The organism is Levilactobacillus sp. LN180102 (assembly GCF_050106635.1).
GTDB classification, from domain to species: Bacteria; Bacillota; Bacilli; order Lactobacillales; family Lactobacillaceae; genus Levilactobacillus; species Levilactobacillus brevis.
Window position 1 is genome coordinate 121,054 of sequence record NZ_JBNIIX010000004.1, and the last position, 16,023, is coordinate 137,076.

Genomic DNA, 16,023 nt, shown 5'->3' on the forward strand with positions numbered 1-16,023 from the left:
TCTTATTTCAATTGTAATAAAACAATTCTAGCATAAACCTGTGTTCGCACCCGCATTTAGGCGAAACTTTATGAACCTTTAAAATAGCTTAACCGTCATTACGATAAAAAAAGAACATGTCCAGCTAGACGCCACGACATATTCTATCAACAATTAGTGGATAATTTCCGGATTCATTTCAGCAGCAATCTTATCATGGAGCTGCTTGGCAACATCTGCATTAGCACTAATAATCAGGATTGTATCGTGACCTGCCAGCGTGCCCACAATCTCTGGTAAGTTTAAATCATCAAAAATTGCGGCCAACAGGTTCCCATTACTAGGTAGTGTTTTCAACACATTAACAAAATCCACTTGAGTTAAGCCAATGACTACTTCATTAATGGTTTCACGCAGATGCTCTTCTTCACTGCGGTTGTCCACTTTAAAAATCGTGTAGCGCAAATGCCCATGTCCATCTTGCGCTTTTACAATCTGCATTTCGCGAATATCTCGAGAGATGGTTGCCTGAGTGGCCTGAATACCCACATCCTCAAGGTGCTCCATTAATTCCTCCTGGGTTCCGATTGGATATTGGTTAATCAGACGTTCGATACGTTCTTGCCGAATACTCTTTTTCACTAAAACAACCCTCCTCGTATATTCTTGCATAACTACGACCATTATTTTAACAAATATTCATTATAAACGCAAAAGAGGCCCCTTACATTCGCTATTTTCCGCATAAATTAACATTTTCCTAAATTTACATGCACATTTAATAACCGCCATCTTGACGTGTGCCCACCAAAAAAGACCCAAGACGTTTGTCTTGAGTCATTCATTGCCTAACGACAGCTAGTTGCGTGTTTCTTCCTACATTTCGTCAGGTGCTTGAACACCTAATAGCCGTAGAGATTCTTTTAGCACAGTGGAAACTGCCTTAACTAGAGCCAACCGTGCAGGCAACTCGGCGTCTTCCGTCAGAATCTTTGAGTGTGCATAGTATTTGTTAAAGGTCTTCGCCAACCGAATCGCATACTTCGCAATCACAGATGGTTCAAACTCATCGCAGGCCATCTTAACCATGGCTGGAAAATCAGCTAGCGTCTTAATGGTGTCCCAGGCTTCTGGATCCGATATTTGGTTGCCATCAGTCGTAATCGTCACCTTACCAGCCTTACGTAAAATACTTTCAGCTCGGGCATGTGAGTATTGGACGTAAGGTCCCGTTTCGCCTTCGAATTTCAATTGATCGGCCAATACGAAGTCAATGTTATTGGTCCGTTCATTCTTCAAATCGCCAAAGACAATGGCACCAACCCCAACTTGTTGGGCAACTTCATCCTTATTCGCCAAATCTGGGTTCTTTTCATTGATTTCTTCAGCCGCCAATTTAACGGAGTCATCCAAAACCTTAGCCAACAAAATGATACGGCCAGAACGCGTTGACAGTTTCTTACCATCAACCGTGATTAAGCCGAATGGAATGTGCTCCAGGTCATCAGCTGATGGCACGCCCATTTCTTGCAACACTGCTTTTAATTGCTTAAAGTAGTACGTCTGTTCTGAGCCCACGACGTATAAATTCTTAGCTGGATGATACGTCCGGTCCCGATAAAGGGCCGTTGCAATATCCCGGGTGATATAGAGTGAAGCACCGTCGCTCTTCAAGATCAAAGCAGGATTCAAGTTGTATTTACTCAAATCAACCACTTGTGCTCCTTGAGATTCAACCAATAAGTTTTTGTCCTTAAGAATCTGGACAACTTCCTCCAACTTATCATTGTAGAAGGCTTCACCATTAAAGGTATCAAACGTCACGCCTAATTTTTCGTAAACATCGTTAAATTCCTGTAAAGAAGCATCCCGGAACCATTGCCACAGTTCATGGGCTTCTTCGTCCCCATTTTCAAGCTTCCGGAACCATTCCCGTGCCGTATCATCAAGTTCCGGTTTATCAACATCTTCTTTATGGAACCGAACGTAATATTCCACCAACTTATTGATGGGATCTGCCTTAACATCGGCTTCGTTCCCCCACAACTTGTAGGCCGTGATGAGCTTCCCAAATTGGGTTCCCCAGTCACCTAAATGATTATCCTTGATGGGATGGTACCCATTCTTAGTTAAGATTTCAGCAATTGAATTTCCAATTACCGTTGACCGTAAGTGACCCATCGACATTGGCTTCGCGATGTTGGGTGACGACATATCAATCGGCACATTACCGCCTTGACCATCGTCGTTTTGACCATAGTCAGCACCAGCAGTTAACACGGTCTGCAAAGTTTCGGCACTGTACGCCCCTTTATCAAAGAAGAAGTTCAAGTAAGGCCCCACAACTTCCACCTTTTCAAAACTAGTTTTATCTAGCTTTTCCGCTAAGTCTTGTGCAATTTGTTGGGGAGCTTGGTGCAAGAGCTTAGCTAATGTAAATGTCGGGAACGCCATGTCCCCTTTATCAGATGTCTTTGGCCGTTCCAATTTGCTAGCAATTTCGTCACGCGTTAATTGACCCGCTAAAGCGTCACTCAAGGCTGCCGTTACGATTTGTTTGTAGTCCATAGATACTCCTCCTTTGAAAGGTTGTTAATTAGTTAGTAAATCAATTTTAGTTTACACCAAACGACTCCGGGAACAAAAAAAACGCCCCTTACAAAAATACTTGTAAGAGACGAGATTACCCGCGGTACCACTCTAATTGACTTTAAAGTCCACTTAAATGATTGAATTAAATTAGTCGCCACTGACCCGTTCATTTAAAGATTCCCTTCCGGCTTACAGCTACCCGGACTTGCTGAGGAGAAACCACTTAAATTACTATTCCAGTGATGGTGAAAGCTTTCGAATAATAAGAAAGACGACCATGTTGGCCGCCTACATTCGAAAGCGGGTGACGGGAATCGGACCCGCGACGCAAGCTTGGGAAGCTTGAATTTTACCACTAAACTACACCCGCACAACACAGAAAAGTATAGCATACCATCTGTGGGTTGTCATCATTTTTTGAAAATAAATTCAAAAAGTTTTTAAAAAACTAGTTTTCGTCTGCGACGTGACCGGTCACTTTTGCAGCGGTCTTTCGCACAACCGCCCGGTTATTCATATCGCCGACCGCCGTTTTATCTGCAGGATCATACTCACGGATTTCAACTAAAACTGAATTATCATACACTTTGGTAACTTCTCCCGTAAAATCATGTTCGAGAGGACCAAACTTTTCTGCCGCAACGTAATCGCCAATTTTAATTTCAGCCATTGTTCGTCGCTCCTTTCATTTGCAAAATTTAATTATAGCCAAATCACTTAGATGAAGCAAGTAAAGTCTCCTTTCCTCGCAACACAAATGTAAAAAGTTTGAAACAAACGAGTAAACGCGAACTTTAATGCCCATTATTTTTATTTTTCGGTTAAAAACTAAATTTAATGCTTGTTTTCAAGGGTATTTCAAAAAATACAGCGTAATTAACGAACAATTATGTTTTTTCTTCAAAAATTCTTTGAATATTCAAAGTTCCTTAAATAAGTTATACTTTAGGCGTTGCGTTAAGTCTATTTTAAAAATAGTTATCAACAGGAGGAACAAATAAATATGAAAAAATGGCAACGTTGGGCGGTTCGGGGAATCGCCATTACCGCCGGTTGTTTTGGGCTCTTTTGGTCCAACACTTCGGCTAGCGCCAATTCAATTAATACGTACATCGCTAATCAAAATTATGCGACACCTAAAATTACTAGCTCAATTTGGTCAACCTTTCCTAAGAACAGTTATCGCTATAATAAACCGGAAGGGGTTGTGGTCCATGAAACAGCCAACCCCAATTCCACAATCTATAATGAAATTGCCTATATGAAAAATAATTATTCGGCAGCTTTCGTACACACGTTTGTCGACGCCAGTCACATTATTAATATTGCCAACACCAAATACTTATCTTGGGGTGCTGGTCCCGTAGCCAATGCACGGTATGTGCAGTTTGAACAAGTTGAGGTTCATTCTAAAGCGGCCTTCGCCTCTGAATTGAACAACGCCGCCTACTACACGGCCTATATTTTAAAGCAAAATGGGCTCACGCCTAAGCGTTACACCACGGTTCTTTCCCATCATGATGTCTCCAATCGCCTTGGCGGAACCAATCATACCGATCCGGATGGTTATTGGAAGAGTAACGCCAGTACCTACTTTGGGACGACTTACACTATGACAGACTTTGTTAGTCTCGTAAATACGCAGTACGCCAAGTTATCAGGGTCATCCACATCAACAGATGATCCGGCGGATAACAATACAGATACGTCAACGGATCACACGACGCCGACTACTAAAAAGACGGTCACTTACAATCACGGGAGTAATAACGAAACCGCAACTTTAGCCAATAATTACACCAATTGGACCGTCTACAATCATGTTAAGGGAACCAGTGGTGCTTACAAAATCGGCTGGGGTCGCTTGAGTGCTGATCACAAAGGTGCCAAGGTCTATGTCGATAGTCGTGGTGTCAAAAAAGGTGGTTGGAGCGGCACTTGGTATCGCATCCGCTTCAGTAAGAATGCCACTACGAAGTACTGGGTATATAGCAAGGTTTTGAACTTTCCCAAGGTCACTTACAGTGACGCCAGTGGAACCATGACACTTAACAATTCTCAAAATTACGCGATGTACAACCACGTACTCAATTCAACTTATCTATCCAAGACAACGGCACATACGCAAGACTTTAGTACCGGAACCAAGGTAACGGTCAACAAACAAGGTAACAAAGCCAGCGATGGCTCAACTTGGTATCGCATTGTCTTAAATAATAAAGCTTACTGGATTAAAGCAGCTGGTTTAAATACCAATGCCTAATGCCCACTTTAACGCTGCTCCGAATTGGAGCAGCGTTTTTTTGAAAGGATCATTACAATAATGGGAAAAATTCAATTTTACGGTGCTATCTCCTTAGATGGCTACTTAGCAACAACTGATGATCGTCTCGATTGGTTAACCGGCTTAGCGGGAATCCCGGTGGACGCCGGCCATGATGTATTAGGTAAGATGACGACTGCCATTATGGGCCGGGTCACTTATGATACGATTGCTGAATCGGCCTCAACATTAACTCTCAATCCCTATAATCCTACCATGCACAGCTATGTCTTAACCCAGTGTCCCTATCAAGATACAGCAACTATCACTTTCACCAGTGAAGACCTGCTTGGCCTTGCACGCCGTTTGAAGCAGCAATCTGGCAATGTCTGGATTATTGGTGGACAAGCCATTCTAACCCCCTTAATCGCCGACGACCTCATTGACGAACTCTACTTACAAATCGCCCCCGTTACCTTGGGGCAAGGTAAACGTCTCTTTGGTGACCTAAATCGTCGCCACCATTTCCACCTTCAGTCCGTCCACCCCCTTGGACCACTGGCAGAATTGGTCTATGAAAAGGAGGAAAATTAGTACCCGGTATCCGGTAGATTATGGTAGGCTAAGGTTACTAGGCGTCATATCAAAGGAGCGGTTGCTATGTGGTTAGGGCTTCACTTTTGGACTTGGATTATTTTAGCAATTTTAGTCGTCGTTGGGCTGACTCGACATTCTGAAAAACGAGCCACCCAATGCCTTATTCTGGCGCGAATTGCTTATATCATCATGATTATCAGTGGGGTTGTGTTAAGTATCCGAACGTTTAACCACGCTCCCCTCCTCATCAGTCTCAAGTTTCTTTTGGGAATTGGGACCATTGCACTAATTGAGATTAGCTTTGGTCGAAAGATGGAGCGAACAACGCATCATCTCATTTACTGGCTACTAGGTATCGTCGCTTTACTGACGATTGGATTGGGACTAACGTTAGCTTTTAAATAATTATTAATATCCCTTCTCAACAGCCATCATTAATGTTGAGAAGGGATATTTTTATATAAAAGTGAAAGTGGTGATCTGGATTAGGGTAGATCGACTTTCGCCACTGCTGGATAGAAACTTTCACTACGATTAATTTCCTAACCAATTGATTATAATAAAAAAAGTGACTCCTCTAAAAAGAGAAGCCACTCAAGACCATCATTTATCTATTACTTATTTTTTATCACGTAAGGCTAAAGCCATTTCCAGTGTTCGATCAACCAATACTGATTGACTATCAACCAAAGGAATCTGAGTTTCCGGTTCGCGTTCCTGGGCTAGAGATAACTCGGTACACCCCAAAATGACCAAGTCGGCCCCTTGCTCATCATGCATTTGGCGTAAAATCCGGTGATACAACGGTGCATCTACACGGTCTTGCTCCTTGATATTGTCGTAAATCAACTCCATCGTTTCCGCTTCAATCTCTGCGGTTGGCAACACTGGTGTCAACCCGGCCGCCAACACCTCATCTTCGTAGACCTTATCCGTAATGGTTCCCTGCGTACCAGTAATCCCAATGCGCTTAGCTTCCGGAAAATGGCGTTGGATTTCCTTGACCGTTTCGCGTGGCATATGCAACAACGGGATAGTCGTAGCGGCCTGCAAGTCATCATAAAAATAATGAGCCGTATTACAAGGTAGCGTAAAGAACGCTGGGTTTAACTGGCTTTGTTGCCGGATGTCATCCAGTAATGTGGGTAACGGACTGGGCTGGCTGTGATCCAAAATATAAGCTGTCCGATCCGGCACCGTTGCGTGATTGACCAAAATGTAATTCAAATACTCTTGATCGGCGTGCGCCGGCGTCCGTAAGTTCAATTGATGTAAGTAACTTTCGGTGGCCATGGTTCCCATGCCGCCAATAATCGTAAAGAATTTTTCCATAATGGCTTACCCCTTATTTTCAGCGAAATACTTCTTAAAGTTCACCGTATAGTTGTGTTGCATCCAGGTTAGCAATGCCCACCGTTTTAAGTTCATATCCTGATCGTAGTGATACGTTGTTCCATACTTGCCAGCGGCAATCAACTTCAACGCCCGTTGCTTGTCCACATTCTCACGCGTATATTGCTTAAAGACTTTCACCGGCACACCTAACCATAGCGCATGTTGTGACTCATCTTGATTACCGTAAACGGTGGGAGCATCAACCAATTCCTGTTTAACGTAGTCCTTAACAACCCAATCAGCCAGATTATAGCCATTTAAGGTCACAAAGAAACTACTCCGTCCCTGACGTAAGTTAATTTCAAATAACTTAAACGTTTGGTCACGCACATCGTACTTCATATCAAAGTTCGCGTACCCAGTAAATTCAATGGCTTCCAAGAATTTCTGAATGTTCTGATAAATTGTCTCGTTATATTCAGGAATGATCGCAACATAGTTACCAATCGCAGATGGTGCTGGGTCTTCCAACAAAGGATGGCCGAGGCACATCATCTTCACATGGTGATATTGATCGACGTAAGCATTTAGTACCCGCATGTTACTATCATCACCAGGAACAAAATCTTGTAAGATCAGATCGGACTGGTAGCCGTTGGCATAAATCTTCTGCACAATATCGCGGAACTCTGCTTCAGACTGAATCCGAAAGGCCTTCTTACGCCCCTCGAAGTGGACATCCAACCATTCCACACTGTTAGCTGGTTTCAGGGCTACCGGATAATCAAAGGGTTGTTCCACCGGTTCAGCGGCTGTCGCCATGTCCTTGGTGATAATACGGGTAGCCGGATAGGGTAATCCGTACTGGTCACAGACTTTGTAGAAATTCTCTTTATTGTTCAAATGCCGTAATTTATCGTAGTCGATATAGGGGCAAATAAACACATCAGCGAGTTCGGCTTTATGCTTACTAATCAATTCGGCATAACCATCCCCACACCCAATTAAAATCACAGGTTCGGGATGATCAGCGTACCGCTCCTTAAGTTTACGCATTGTTTGAATCCAAACTGGATCTTCATCAAATCCAGGAATCAACTCTAAATTAACAACTTTTGTATAGCGCGTTGGTGCTAATTGCACACTGGCAAAAGCTTGAACGGGTTCATGGTATAGCTCATAAAAGGAGCGAGCCATCCCGTAAACGTTAAAATCACTCCCGAGTAATACGGGCGTAAACTTGACGCCATTGGTTTCCATCACACATAAACGTCCCTTCACACTAAATTTTGATTAAAAGCTAAGTAAACACAATCAAGGTTGTTAGCGGACGAGTCCAATAGCAACCTTGATCGTTATCGGCCGACCAAATTCATTGGCGCGCCGTTAAATTATTAAACTTGCGTCCGGTGCACTAGATCCACCGTTTTAGCCGTCGTCTCTTCTGGGAAGTAAACTTGGTACCACAAGATAAACGTATAAATGGTAAAGATCTTTTGCATACTGGACTTCCCATTGATGTGCTCATGCAAGATATCCATTAAGGCATCCGTATTGAAGAACTTGTTAGCCACGTCAGAGTTGAAGGCCTCAATGATCCGTGACTTATAAGGTTCTGTCTTGATCCAAGTCGCAATCGGAGATGGGAATCCCATCTTTTCCTTCTTAGCTACCCGTTCTGGCAGTTCTGCTTCGGCCGCCGTCCGCAAAGAGACCTTGGTTTCGTCCGTGTGAATTCGCGTCTTAACCGGCATGGTTGCCGCAAACTTCGCCACCTCTTTATCAACTAATGGCGTCCGAACTTCTAGAGAGTTCGCCATACTCATGCGATCAGCCTTATGCAAAATGTCGTAAGGTAACCACGTGTTGATGTCGAAGTATTGCATTTGGGTCATTTCGTCTAACCCCTTCACATCATCAAACAAATGCTTGGTATAAGCACCAGCGTCCTGATTCAAGCTCGGGTTCTTCAAGATCTTATTACGATCATGGAAGTCGAAGACATAGTTAACCCGGTAGTACCGCTCACTCAATGGCTGCGCCCCACGAACCAAGAAACGCCGACCGTGGAAACGAGGGAACTTCTCAGCAATACTCCCTAGCATCTTGCGAATGCCACCTGGAACCCATTTTTGATAGCGTTCAAATGGAATAGCTTCCAGATAGGTGTTATAACCACCGAAGAATTCATCGGCTCCTTCACCAGATAAGGCTACCTTCACGGATTCACGTGTTCCCTTAGACAAGTAATACAGCTGCATTGCCGATGGATTAGATAAGGGTTCATCCATGTAATACATGATCGTTGGTAAGATATCGAAGTAATCATCACCCGTCATGTAGAGCGGCGTATTCTTTTGTTTGATTTCCTTGGCAAATTCTGTTGACCAGCTCAATTCACTGTACTTAGAATCCTTAAATCCTAAAGAGAATGACTGGATTGGCTTTAACTTAGATGCCTCGTTCAACACGTATGAAGAATCAATCCCACTGGATAAAAAACTACCGACTTCCACGTCCGCAATCATATGGGCTTTAACGGATTCATCAACGATACCCCGAATCTTCTTGGCATCTTCTTCAACCGTTTGGGTGTTGTCAATGTGATCGTAATTGAATTTGTAATACCGGTGCGTCTCGGTTTCGCCATTTGCATGGTGAATAAAGTATTGGCCCGGTAGCACTTTATAAACATTTTTAAACATCGTATCCCGAGAAGGAATGAATTCAAAACTCAGATGAATTGGGAGTAAGGCTTCATTAAATTCCTTCTTGAAATTTGGATGTTCCAAGAAAGCTTTGATTTCAGAGGCCCACAGGAAAGTGTCCCCATCATCATAATAGTATAGAGGTTTGATTCCAAAATGATCACGTGCGCCAAATACTTCATTGGTCGTCTTATCGTAAATCACAAAGGCATACATCCCACGTAAGCGATCCAACAGCTTAGGACCCCAAGCATCGTAACCGTGAATCAAGACTTCTGAGTCCACGTCCGTTTGGAATTCGTAACCGAGTTGTTTTAATTCTTCTCGAATTTCTTGATAGTTATAAATTTCGCCATTAAAGGTCAAAACTTTCGTCTGATCTCGGTTGTACATGGGTTGCTTACCATGAGCTAAATCAATGATTGATAAGCGTCGGAACCCCATAACCGCCTGATCATCTTCAAAGAAAGCTTCATCATCGGGCCCCCGATGCTTGATCCGATCTGCCATCGCATTAATCGTGGTAGACGGAACATCCTTTTGATTCACATAGCCAACGAATCCACACATGTGCGTATCCCCTTTTTCATTTTAGTCTTAAGCCTAATTAGTCGTTCATTTATTTCAATGAAACACAACACCCATCATTTTAGCAAATTTATTTCGGGAATACCATATTATTAAGGATTCTTAAAAGAACCACAAGCTCAACGCTATTCTGGCGCCAATTCCGCCAACTTTTCAGGCGCAATAATCCCAATCTGACGTCGGCCGACGGTTTCGATAATACCAGCCTTAGCCAATTGCCGTAATTTCCGACTTAACGACTCCGGTGTCATTCCCAAATAAGCAGCCAAATCTTGTTTACTCATCGGTAACGTTAGCGTGATTGCTTGTCGCCCACTGATGGCTTGTAAGTAGCCAGCTAACCGGGGTAACGCATCTGGGATGGCTAACAGGGTTGCTTGACGTTCCGCTGTTTTTAACCGGTCAGCCAACGCCTGCAACAACGCTAATGCCACGGGGGGCAACGTCTTCACGAGTGCAGTCAGTGCCGCCCGTGAGATCGTACATAGTTCACCCGTCTGCGTTGCCGCAGCAAAGCTTGCGTGAATTTCATCTGTGAACAACGCCGTTTCGCCCACAAAGTCCCCTGGATTCAACACTCGCAGAACCTGTTCATGCCCATCGGCAGCTAAATGATATAACCGTACCTGGCCCGTGTTAACAATGTACAGCGTCTGGGAAACCTCCCCCATCGCAAACACTGTCTCACCCTTGGCCGCATGAACGGGGCGAGTCACCTGAGCAACCGACACCTTCTGCTCATCTGATAAGTGCTGAAAAATCGGTACTTGATTAATGCACGCCAGTTCTCGCGTCAATGAATGCTGATGTTGGGTGTGTGCCATAACGACATCTCCTTTTTCTGATACATCCATCTTAGCAAATTCTGATGAAGAAGCGGTGAGAGACGTCTTAAACTAGCGAAATGTGCTATAGTATTCGTAATAAATCACAGTCTCATTTCTGAAAGGGAGGAACCTTGAATGTCTCGACATACACACCAAGCTTGTACCTCGTTTTTGGCAGGGAAAATGGCAACCTTAGATGGCAGCACCATCATTGCCCGTAATGAAGATAACTTCGTTGCTATCTGGCCTAAACGTGCAATTGTCCACCCCGCTGGTGAGTCTCCTGAACAACCTTTTGTATCACGAGGAAATCAGTTCACCACTCGGCTTCCTCAAACCACTTATCAGTACACCGCTGTTCCCGACACCGATCCCAGTGAAGGTTACTATGAAGAAAGCGGCATTAACGAAAAAAATGTTGCTATGAGTGCCACCGAAAGCGCCTACACGAACAGTCGTGTTCTTGGCGTAGACCCCTTAGTCAGCAATGGTATTGCTGAAGATGCCATGCTAACTGTTGTGCTGCCTTACATTGACTCCGCTCAAGCTGGCGTTAAGCGACTAGGTCAGCTAGTTAGTGAGCAGGGAGCTGCGGAAACAAACGGTGTGCTCTTCAGTGACACCGAAGAAGTCTGGTACATGGAAATCGTTAGCGGTCATCACTGGGTGGCCCAGCGAATTCCAGACGATGCATACGCTGTTGTCGCCAATCAATTAGCAATTGAGGATATTGACTTTGATCGCCCACAAGATTTCCTAACTTCCGCTGGTATTCGCCAATTTGTTCAACATCACCGGCTAAATCCCGGTGGCGGTCGCTTTAACTCCCGGCATATTTTCGGAACCAAAACGGCCGATGATGCACACTATAATACGCCCCGGGTGTGGTACGGTCATCGTTGCTTCACTCCCAGTGCCTTTGAAGAGCCAACCAGTATGGAACTCCCCTTTATTCGGCAGGCGGAACAAAAAATTAGCATCCCCGAAGTTGAAGCCTTCCTTGGATCACACTATCAAGAAACCCCTTATGATCCACTGGGAACTGGTAGTGAAACTGAACGTCACCAATTTCGGGCAATTGGTCTATCACGAACCCAGAACTCACACATTCTGCAACTGCGACGTAACGTCGCACCAACCTTAGCTGGTGTGATTTGGCAATGCTTGGGCAATCCGGCATTCAGTCCGTATGTCCCATTCTATGCCGCTGGTGATCAGTTAGCCCCTAGCTATGCCGCAAACAACGCTGCCTATGACAATCAAAATCCTTATTGGGCAGGTAAATTACTCGATGTTTTAAGCGAAGCACACTATCATCAAAACCGTAAGCTACTAGACAATTTTCTAAAGGAAACCCAAATTGCCGGTTTTCAACGGTTAAGCACAGGTGACACGCAAACTACCCCCACCGCCGCTGAGCTAGGTCATTTCAATCAAGAAACTGCCACAGCTGCATTTGCCCAGATTCAAGTTCAAATTGGTAAGCTGATTCAGGCCAACGGTGACCTCTCTAAATTATCTTTTACCATGGATGCTGATTTGTAAATTGGTGTTGTTTTTCAAGTGAATGCGCTATAATGAAATCAGCAGCTAGCCCTGAAAGGAATGATGACAATGGATGAAGTAGTACTTTTCAATCCTGGTGACTCAATTGGTAATTTCCATGATTATCACGAAGCCGTGCAAACGGCGCAAATCTATCAAGAACGGCACGATAATTCCGGCCATGTTTTAGTTGTTAAAAACGAGCATGGTGAACCGTCCTTTGATATCTTTTTAGCGGAGCAACAGCTCACAAATTCTACTGAGCCATCAACGACGAAACGGTATACCGTTTCTAAAAAACTGTAATTGTCACATTTGAATCTTAGCTCCTTTAAAGACCCGCGATTGGTAAACAGATCGCGGGTCTTTTTTGTCGTTGCCCTCATGAATTAAATTTTAAACCCGCAAAAAAGGCGTTGATCAATTATCACCAACGCCTACTCAACACATTCCCTAGTGAACACCATCTACCAGGGTCCAAACTACTTTCCCCGTATACGATCCGGCCCGTGCAGCGATGCTAGCCCTAAGCAGCAAACCGGTGTTCTCATCAAAAGTTTTTGTATAAACCCCGTTATCTGCCGTCATCTGGTCAGCACTAAGCACAGTTTGATCGGTTGGCGATAGCTGAACCGCCGACTGATCATTTTTAAACCACATGGTAAACGGCTGTGTTTCGGCTGGCGTATAACTTGCCATCACCGAAAAAGACGGCGTCGCGGACCGTGTATCAATCACTCTAAAATAAAGATCGTTTCCGGTCGTTCGCGGTAGTAACGTAGGCTGCTCACTTAGGTCCGCAATATTGTAATCCCACTTGTACTGATCGACTGCACCAAGGTCAGTCCCCAATAGTTCCGCTGAAATAAGCAACCCCTTATTATTGGCATTGGTTAAGTCATTAGAGTTTACGGTACTACCAGCCGCATTAAACTTCGAGTCGGCCGGTTCTAGTCCGGTATAATCGTCCGTCGTACTGGGAGCACTTGGCTTTAAAAAGCCTTGAGCCATGCTCCCCCCATTAAACGTCACCGGAATATAGTGGCTGCTGGAGTCGGTTAACCCACCTGTTTGGGTACCACCACTATAAGCCGCGATCTTAGCACCAGTCGTAACATTCAAGGAACTATTGTTTTTCCAAGCACTTGAATTTTTAAAAACAGAGGTCGCGGACGAAAGCACTGTACGCGATTGGTCGGCAAAATTACCAATGAACTTCGTTGTCCCCATGTCATTACTAAATGCTGCGCCGGCTGTATTAATATTGGTATTGGCCTGTGCGGAAGCATTTAAGGTTACCCCTTTCGTTCCCGAACCAAATAACGTTGTCTGTGCACTCGTCGCGTTTAAATTCAAGGTTCCTTGATTATTAATTGTTACTGAATTGGCTATACCAATAAATGCAAACATGGGGGCCCTGGCATCTTTATTGGTTAACGTCAAGGTTGCTCCCTTTGCCACATCAATCGGAAAGTCAGCCTGATTCAAGTTATTGTAGTAGGGATAAAACATCCCACCAGCTAAGCCACTGCTTCCATCGCCACCAATAATTTCAGTGGTTCCCGAACTGACCTTTAAATTTGCGATTTCACCAACTTGTTGTCCCGAGACGGCAGTGATAATTTTATTTTTTCCAGTGAAATTGATTGGTACAAAGTAGGTGCACAATGGTTGATTGTAGGTCAAATTATTGGGCATATTATATACAACATTATCGTACGTGACTTGTGCCGCGCAGGAGGTCGTGCCACCCGACAGCCCAAAATCTGATGAAAACAACATACCGTAGTAGGTACTGAGATAAGCTGTCGCTGTCCCCGTTCCAGCTGAGTTTGGCACTCCAGTAACCTGGTTAGTAGTGGCATTACTCGTGTTGTTGACGTTGGCCACGGTTAATTGAGCCGAACTCGTTCTTGGAATTAGAACTCGCGACGCCACGTAATTTCCTGCATAGAACTGGTGTTGTTGAAAATCAACCTTAACATTGGTCAGCCCACTATATAAACTCGCATCATACCCCGGTAACGTAATGGTATTAGCCACCTTGATTGTCAGATCCGTCGGTGGAACATTTTGGGATGACCAGTAATTCTTGTTATTCGTCAACAAGTTAAACAAGTCATCTCCCGAGGTTACCGTATACGTACTACCAGATGTCGTAATACTAGCTTCTGCCGTCTGCCCCTTCATAATGCCAAAGCCGAAAATCAGACAACTTAGTAGTAAAATTACCAATCGCGATGTCGATAGCTTCAAATTGGTCTCCTCCCTAAAAATTATTGTGTCTTATTAGAAATGATTGAACCCAATTCCAATCATTTATTAATGGCTTTAATAGTCTACCAGTTAGTCCGTTTTATAATAGCATTGATATATATATGCCGCTTACATTAGCACTTACAATACTTAATACTATAAAAACATTTTAACACAATACTGTAGCAGTTTAAATGATATTGGACGGTATTTTAACTTTCATTGGGTTCCCAAAGGCTATTTGGGATTGACTAATATAGTTACTGAGAGTTACACATTTCGCATAATCTGTTGCCTTAATATATTTCATAAACGAATTATTTCATCGTTAAACGCATTTCTCGATAAATTTTAACCAGATGCTATCTATAGTCACTAGAACTTTTTTATTTTAAAATCAACATCTAGCCATGAATCTCCACTAACTTATTTAGATGTGAGAAAGACGTCAAAAAGCCCCGCTTAAAGTAAGCAGAGCTAATATAACAACCATCTAAAATTAGCATTAGTCTGGTAGATCGTATTGGTATTACATCTCGATATAAGTCAGACTAATTGTTCTTTACTTCTCGAATCTCAAAATTAACGGTACTAGGACTATATAATTTCATATACTCTACTCCATCGTTTTTTAACAACTCACACGCAATTAACGGCCCACAACTTCTAATCTCTGTAACCATGTTTCCCGCTAAGTCTAATAACATAAATGCCTTATTGGGATCTTTCTTTTTGTACCGACGTAGCTCACTCAAGACCGCACTTACAACCGATTTGGCTAGTTCATTTGCTTCTTTACCCATATCAGCACCCCCTATAATTAACACCATTATACAACTAAAAATCGTTGAAATAACGAACATTTTCGGTGTTTTGACAATTAAGCGGGCTCAAGCAAATTTTTATGTAAAAAATGAGCGAAACTGACTCCAATCAATTTCGTTCATCCTTAAGAAGTAATTCATTTTTAACAGCTAGTCTAATGCAGCAGACTAATAATATCATCATAATTATTGACAAAAATTATAATCGTCTTAATCCCAAAAATACCAAAAGCAACCAATGCAAATAGCATGTCAATCCAGCTAATGAGATTATGCATCATAAAAATATGATCACAAGCAATGTACATCGTTCTAACCGCAATTGTGGTATAGATCAAATGGATAAAGAGTCTAATAAATACCCTGGCTCGCTTATGCAACAACGAAACCACCCACATATAATATACATATACTAGCCCCAAGATAATAGCGGGGATCGCGAAATTAGAATATTGTGCTGTCAAAGGGATCACTAACAACATCAGACCAAGAACAAATGCGACCACACG

General features: G+C 43.3%; 14 protein-coding genes and 1 tRNA gene. 5 read left to right on the forward strand and 10 right to left on the reverse strand.

Translation table 11 applies throughout. The annotated features are described in order from the left end of the window. Positions 1-153 precede the first annotated feature (153 nt). From argR to ACP4IT_RS04195, 4 genes are all read right to left on the reverse strand, one after another. Positions 154-621, reverse strand: a complete 468-nt coding sequence (argR, locus tag ACP4IT_RS04180; RefSeq protein ID WP_128491868.1) for an arginine repressor — start codon at positions 619-621, stop codon at positions 154-156. Positions 622-855: 234 nt separating this feature from the next. Next, positions 856-2,547 carry an arginine--tRNA ligase gene (gene argS / locus ACP4IT_RS04185; protein WP_011668216.1) on the reverse strand — a complete coding sequence of 564 codons (1,692 nt, stop codon included), beginning with the start codon at positions 2,545-2,547 and terminating at the stop codon, positions 856-858. Between the two features lie 323 nt (positions 2,548-2,870). Then, positions 2,871-2,941 (reverse strand) — tRNA-Gly (locus tag ACP4IT_RS04190). Positions 2,942-3,019: 78 nt separating this feature from the next. After that, positions 3,020-3,241 carry a DUF2187 domain-containing protein gene (locus tag ACP4IT_RS04195; protein ID WP_011668217.1) on the reverse strand — a complete coding sequence of 74 codons (222 nt, stop codon included), beginning with the start codon at positions 3,239-3,241 and terminating at the stop codon, positions 3,020-3,022. 333 nt (positions 3,242-3,574) lie between these two features. On the opposite strand from ACP4IT_RS04195, the gene ACP4IT_RS04200 reads away from it, so the two are divergent. The 3 genes from ACP4IT_RS04200 (at position 3,575) to ACP4IT_RS04210 (ending at position 5,836) form a co-directional block, all read left to right on the forward strand. Further along, positions 3,575-4,834: a peptidoglycan recognition protein family protein gene (locus ACP4IT_RS04200; protein WP_011668218.1), complete on the forward strand. Its 1,260-nt coding sequence runs from the start codon at positions 3,575-3,577 to the stop codon at positions 4,832-4,834. Positions 4,835-4,894: 60 nt separating this feature from the next. After that, positions 4,895-5,428, forward strand: coding sequence for a dihydrofolate reductase family protein (locus ACP4IT_RS04205; protein ID WP_011668219.1), 534 nt, complete (start codon positions 4,895-4,897; stop codon positions 5,426-5,428). 66 nt (positions 5,429-5,494) lie between these two features. Next, a complete protein-coding gene (locus ACP4IT_RS04210; RefSeq protein WP_011668220.1) occupies positions 5,495-5,836 on the forward strand; it encodes a YisL family protein in 342 nt (113 codons plus the stop codon). Positions 5,837-6,049: 213 nt separating this feature from the next. Here ACP4IT_RS04210 and ACP4IT_RS04215 read toward each other — a convergent pair whose 3' ends face one another. The 4 genes from ACP4IT_RS04215 to ACP4IT_RS04230 all read right to left on the reverse strand — a co-directional run bounded on the left by ACP4IT_RS04215 (position 6,050) and on the right by ACP4IT_RS04230 (position 10,886). Next, positions 6,050-6,763: an aspartate/glutamate racemase family protein gene (locus ACP4IT_RS04215; RefSeq protein WP_011668221.1), complete on the reverse strand. Its 714-nt coding sequence runs from the start codon at positions 6,761-6,763 to the stop codon at positions 6,050-6,052. Between the two features lie 6 nt (positions 6,764-6,769). Next, complete coding sequence (locus ACP4IT_RS04220; RefSeq protein ID WP_041815400.1) at positions 6,770-8,026, reverse strand: carboxylate--amine ligase; 1,257 nt, start codon at positions 8,024-8,026, stop codon at positions 6,770-6,772. 134 nt (positions 8,027-8,160) lie between these two features. Then, entirely contained in the window at positions 8,161-10,044 is a 1,884-nt protein-coding gene (asnB, locus tag ACP4IT_RS04225) for an asparagine synthase (glutamine-hydrolyzing) (RefSeq protein ID WP_011668223.1), read from the reverse strand. Between the two features lie 143 nt (positions 10,045-10,187). Beyond that, positions 10,188-10,886, reverse strand: a complete 699-nt coding sequence (locus ACP4IT_RS04230; RefSeq protein ID WP_011668224.1) for a Crp/Fnr family transcriptional regulator — start codon at positions 10,884-10,886, stop codon at positions 10,188-10,190. A 138-nt stretch (positions 10,887-11,024) separates the two neighbouring features. Here ACP4IT_RS04230 and ACP4IT_RS04235 point away from each other — a divergent pair, with 138 nt between their 5' ends. Together ACP4IT_RS04235 and ACP4IT_RS04240 are read left to right on the forward strand one after the other, a co-directional pair. Then, positions 11,025-12,434, forward strand: a complete 1,410-nt coding sequence (locus ACP4IT_RS04235) for a C69 family dipeptidase (protein ID WP_011668225.1) — start codon at positions 11,025-11,027, stop codon at positions 12,432-12,434. Positions 12,435-12,503: 69 nt separating this feature from the next. Continuing rightward, complete coding sequence (locus tag ACP4IT_RS04240) at positions 12,504-12,740, forward strand: hypothetical protein (RefSeq protein WP_011668226.1); 237 nt, start codon at positions 12,504-12,506, stop codon at positions 12,738-12,740. A gap of 147 nt (positions 12,741-12,887) precedes the next feature. Here ACP4IT_RS04240 and ACP4IT_RS04245 read toward each other — a convergent pair whose 3' ends face one another. Together ACP4IT_RS04245 and ACP4IT_RS04250 are read right to left on the reverse strand one after the other, a co-directional pair. Beyond that, positions 12,888-14,690 (reverse strand): cell surface protein, encoded by a 1,803-nt coding sequence (locus ACP4IT_RS04245; RefSeq protein ID WP_226769676.1) that lies wholly within the window; start codon positions 14,688-14,690, stop codon positions 12,888-12,890. A 551-nt stretch (positions 14,691-15,241) separates the two neighbouring features. Beyond that, positions 15,242-15,493, reverse strand: a complete 252-nt coding sequence (locus ACP4IT_RS04250) for a hypothetical protein (RefSeq protein WP_011668228.1) — start codon at positions 15,491-15,493, stop codon at positions 15,242-15,244. Positions 15,494-16,023 lie beyond the last annotated feature (530 nt).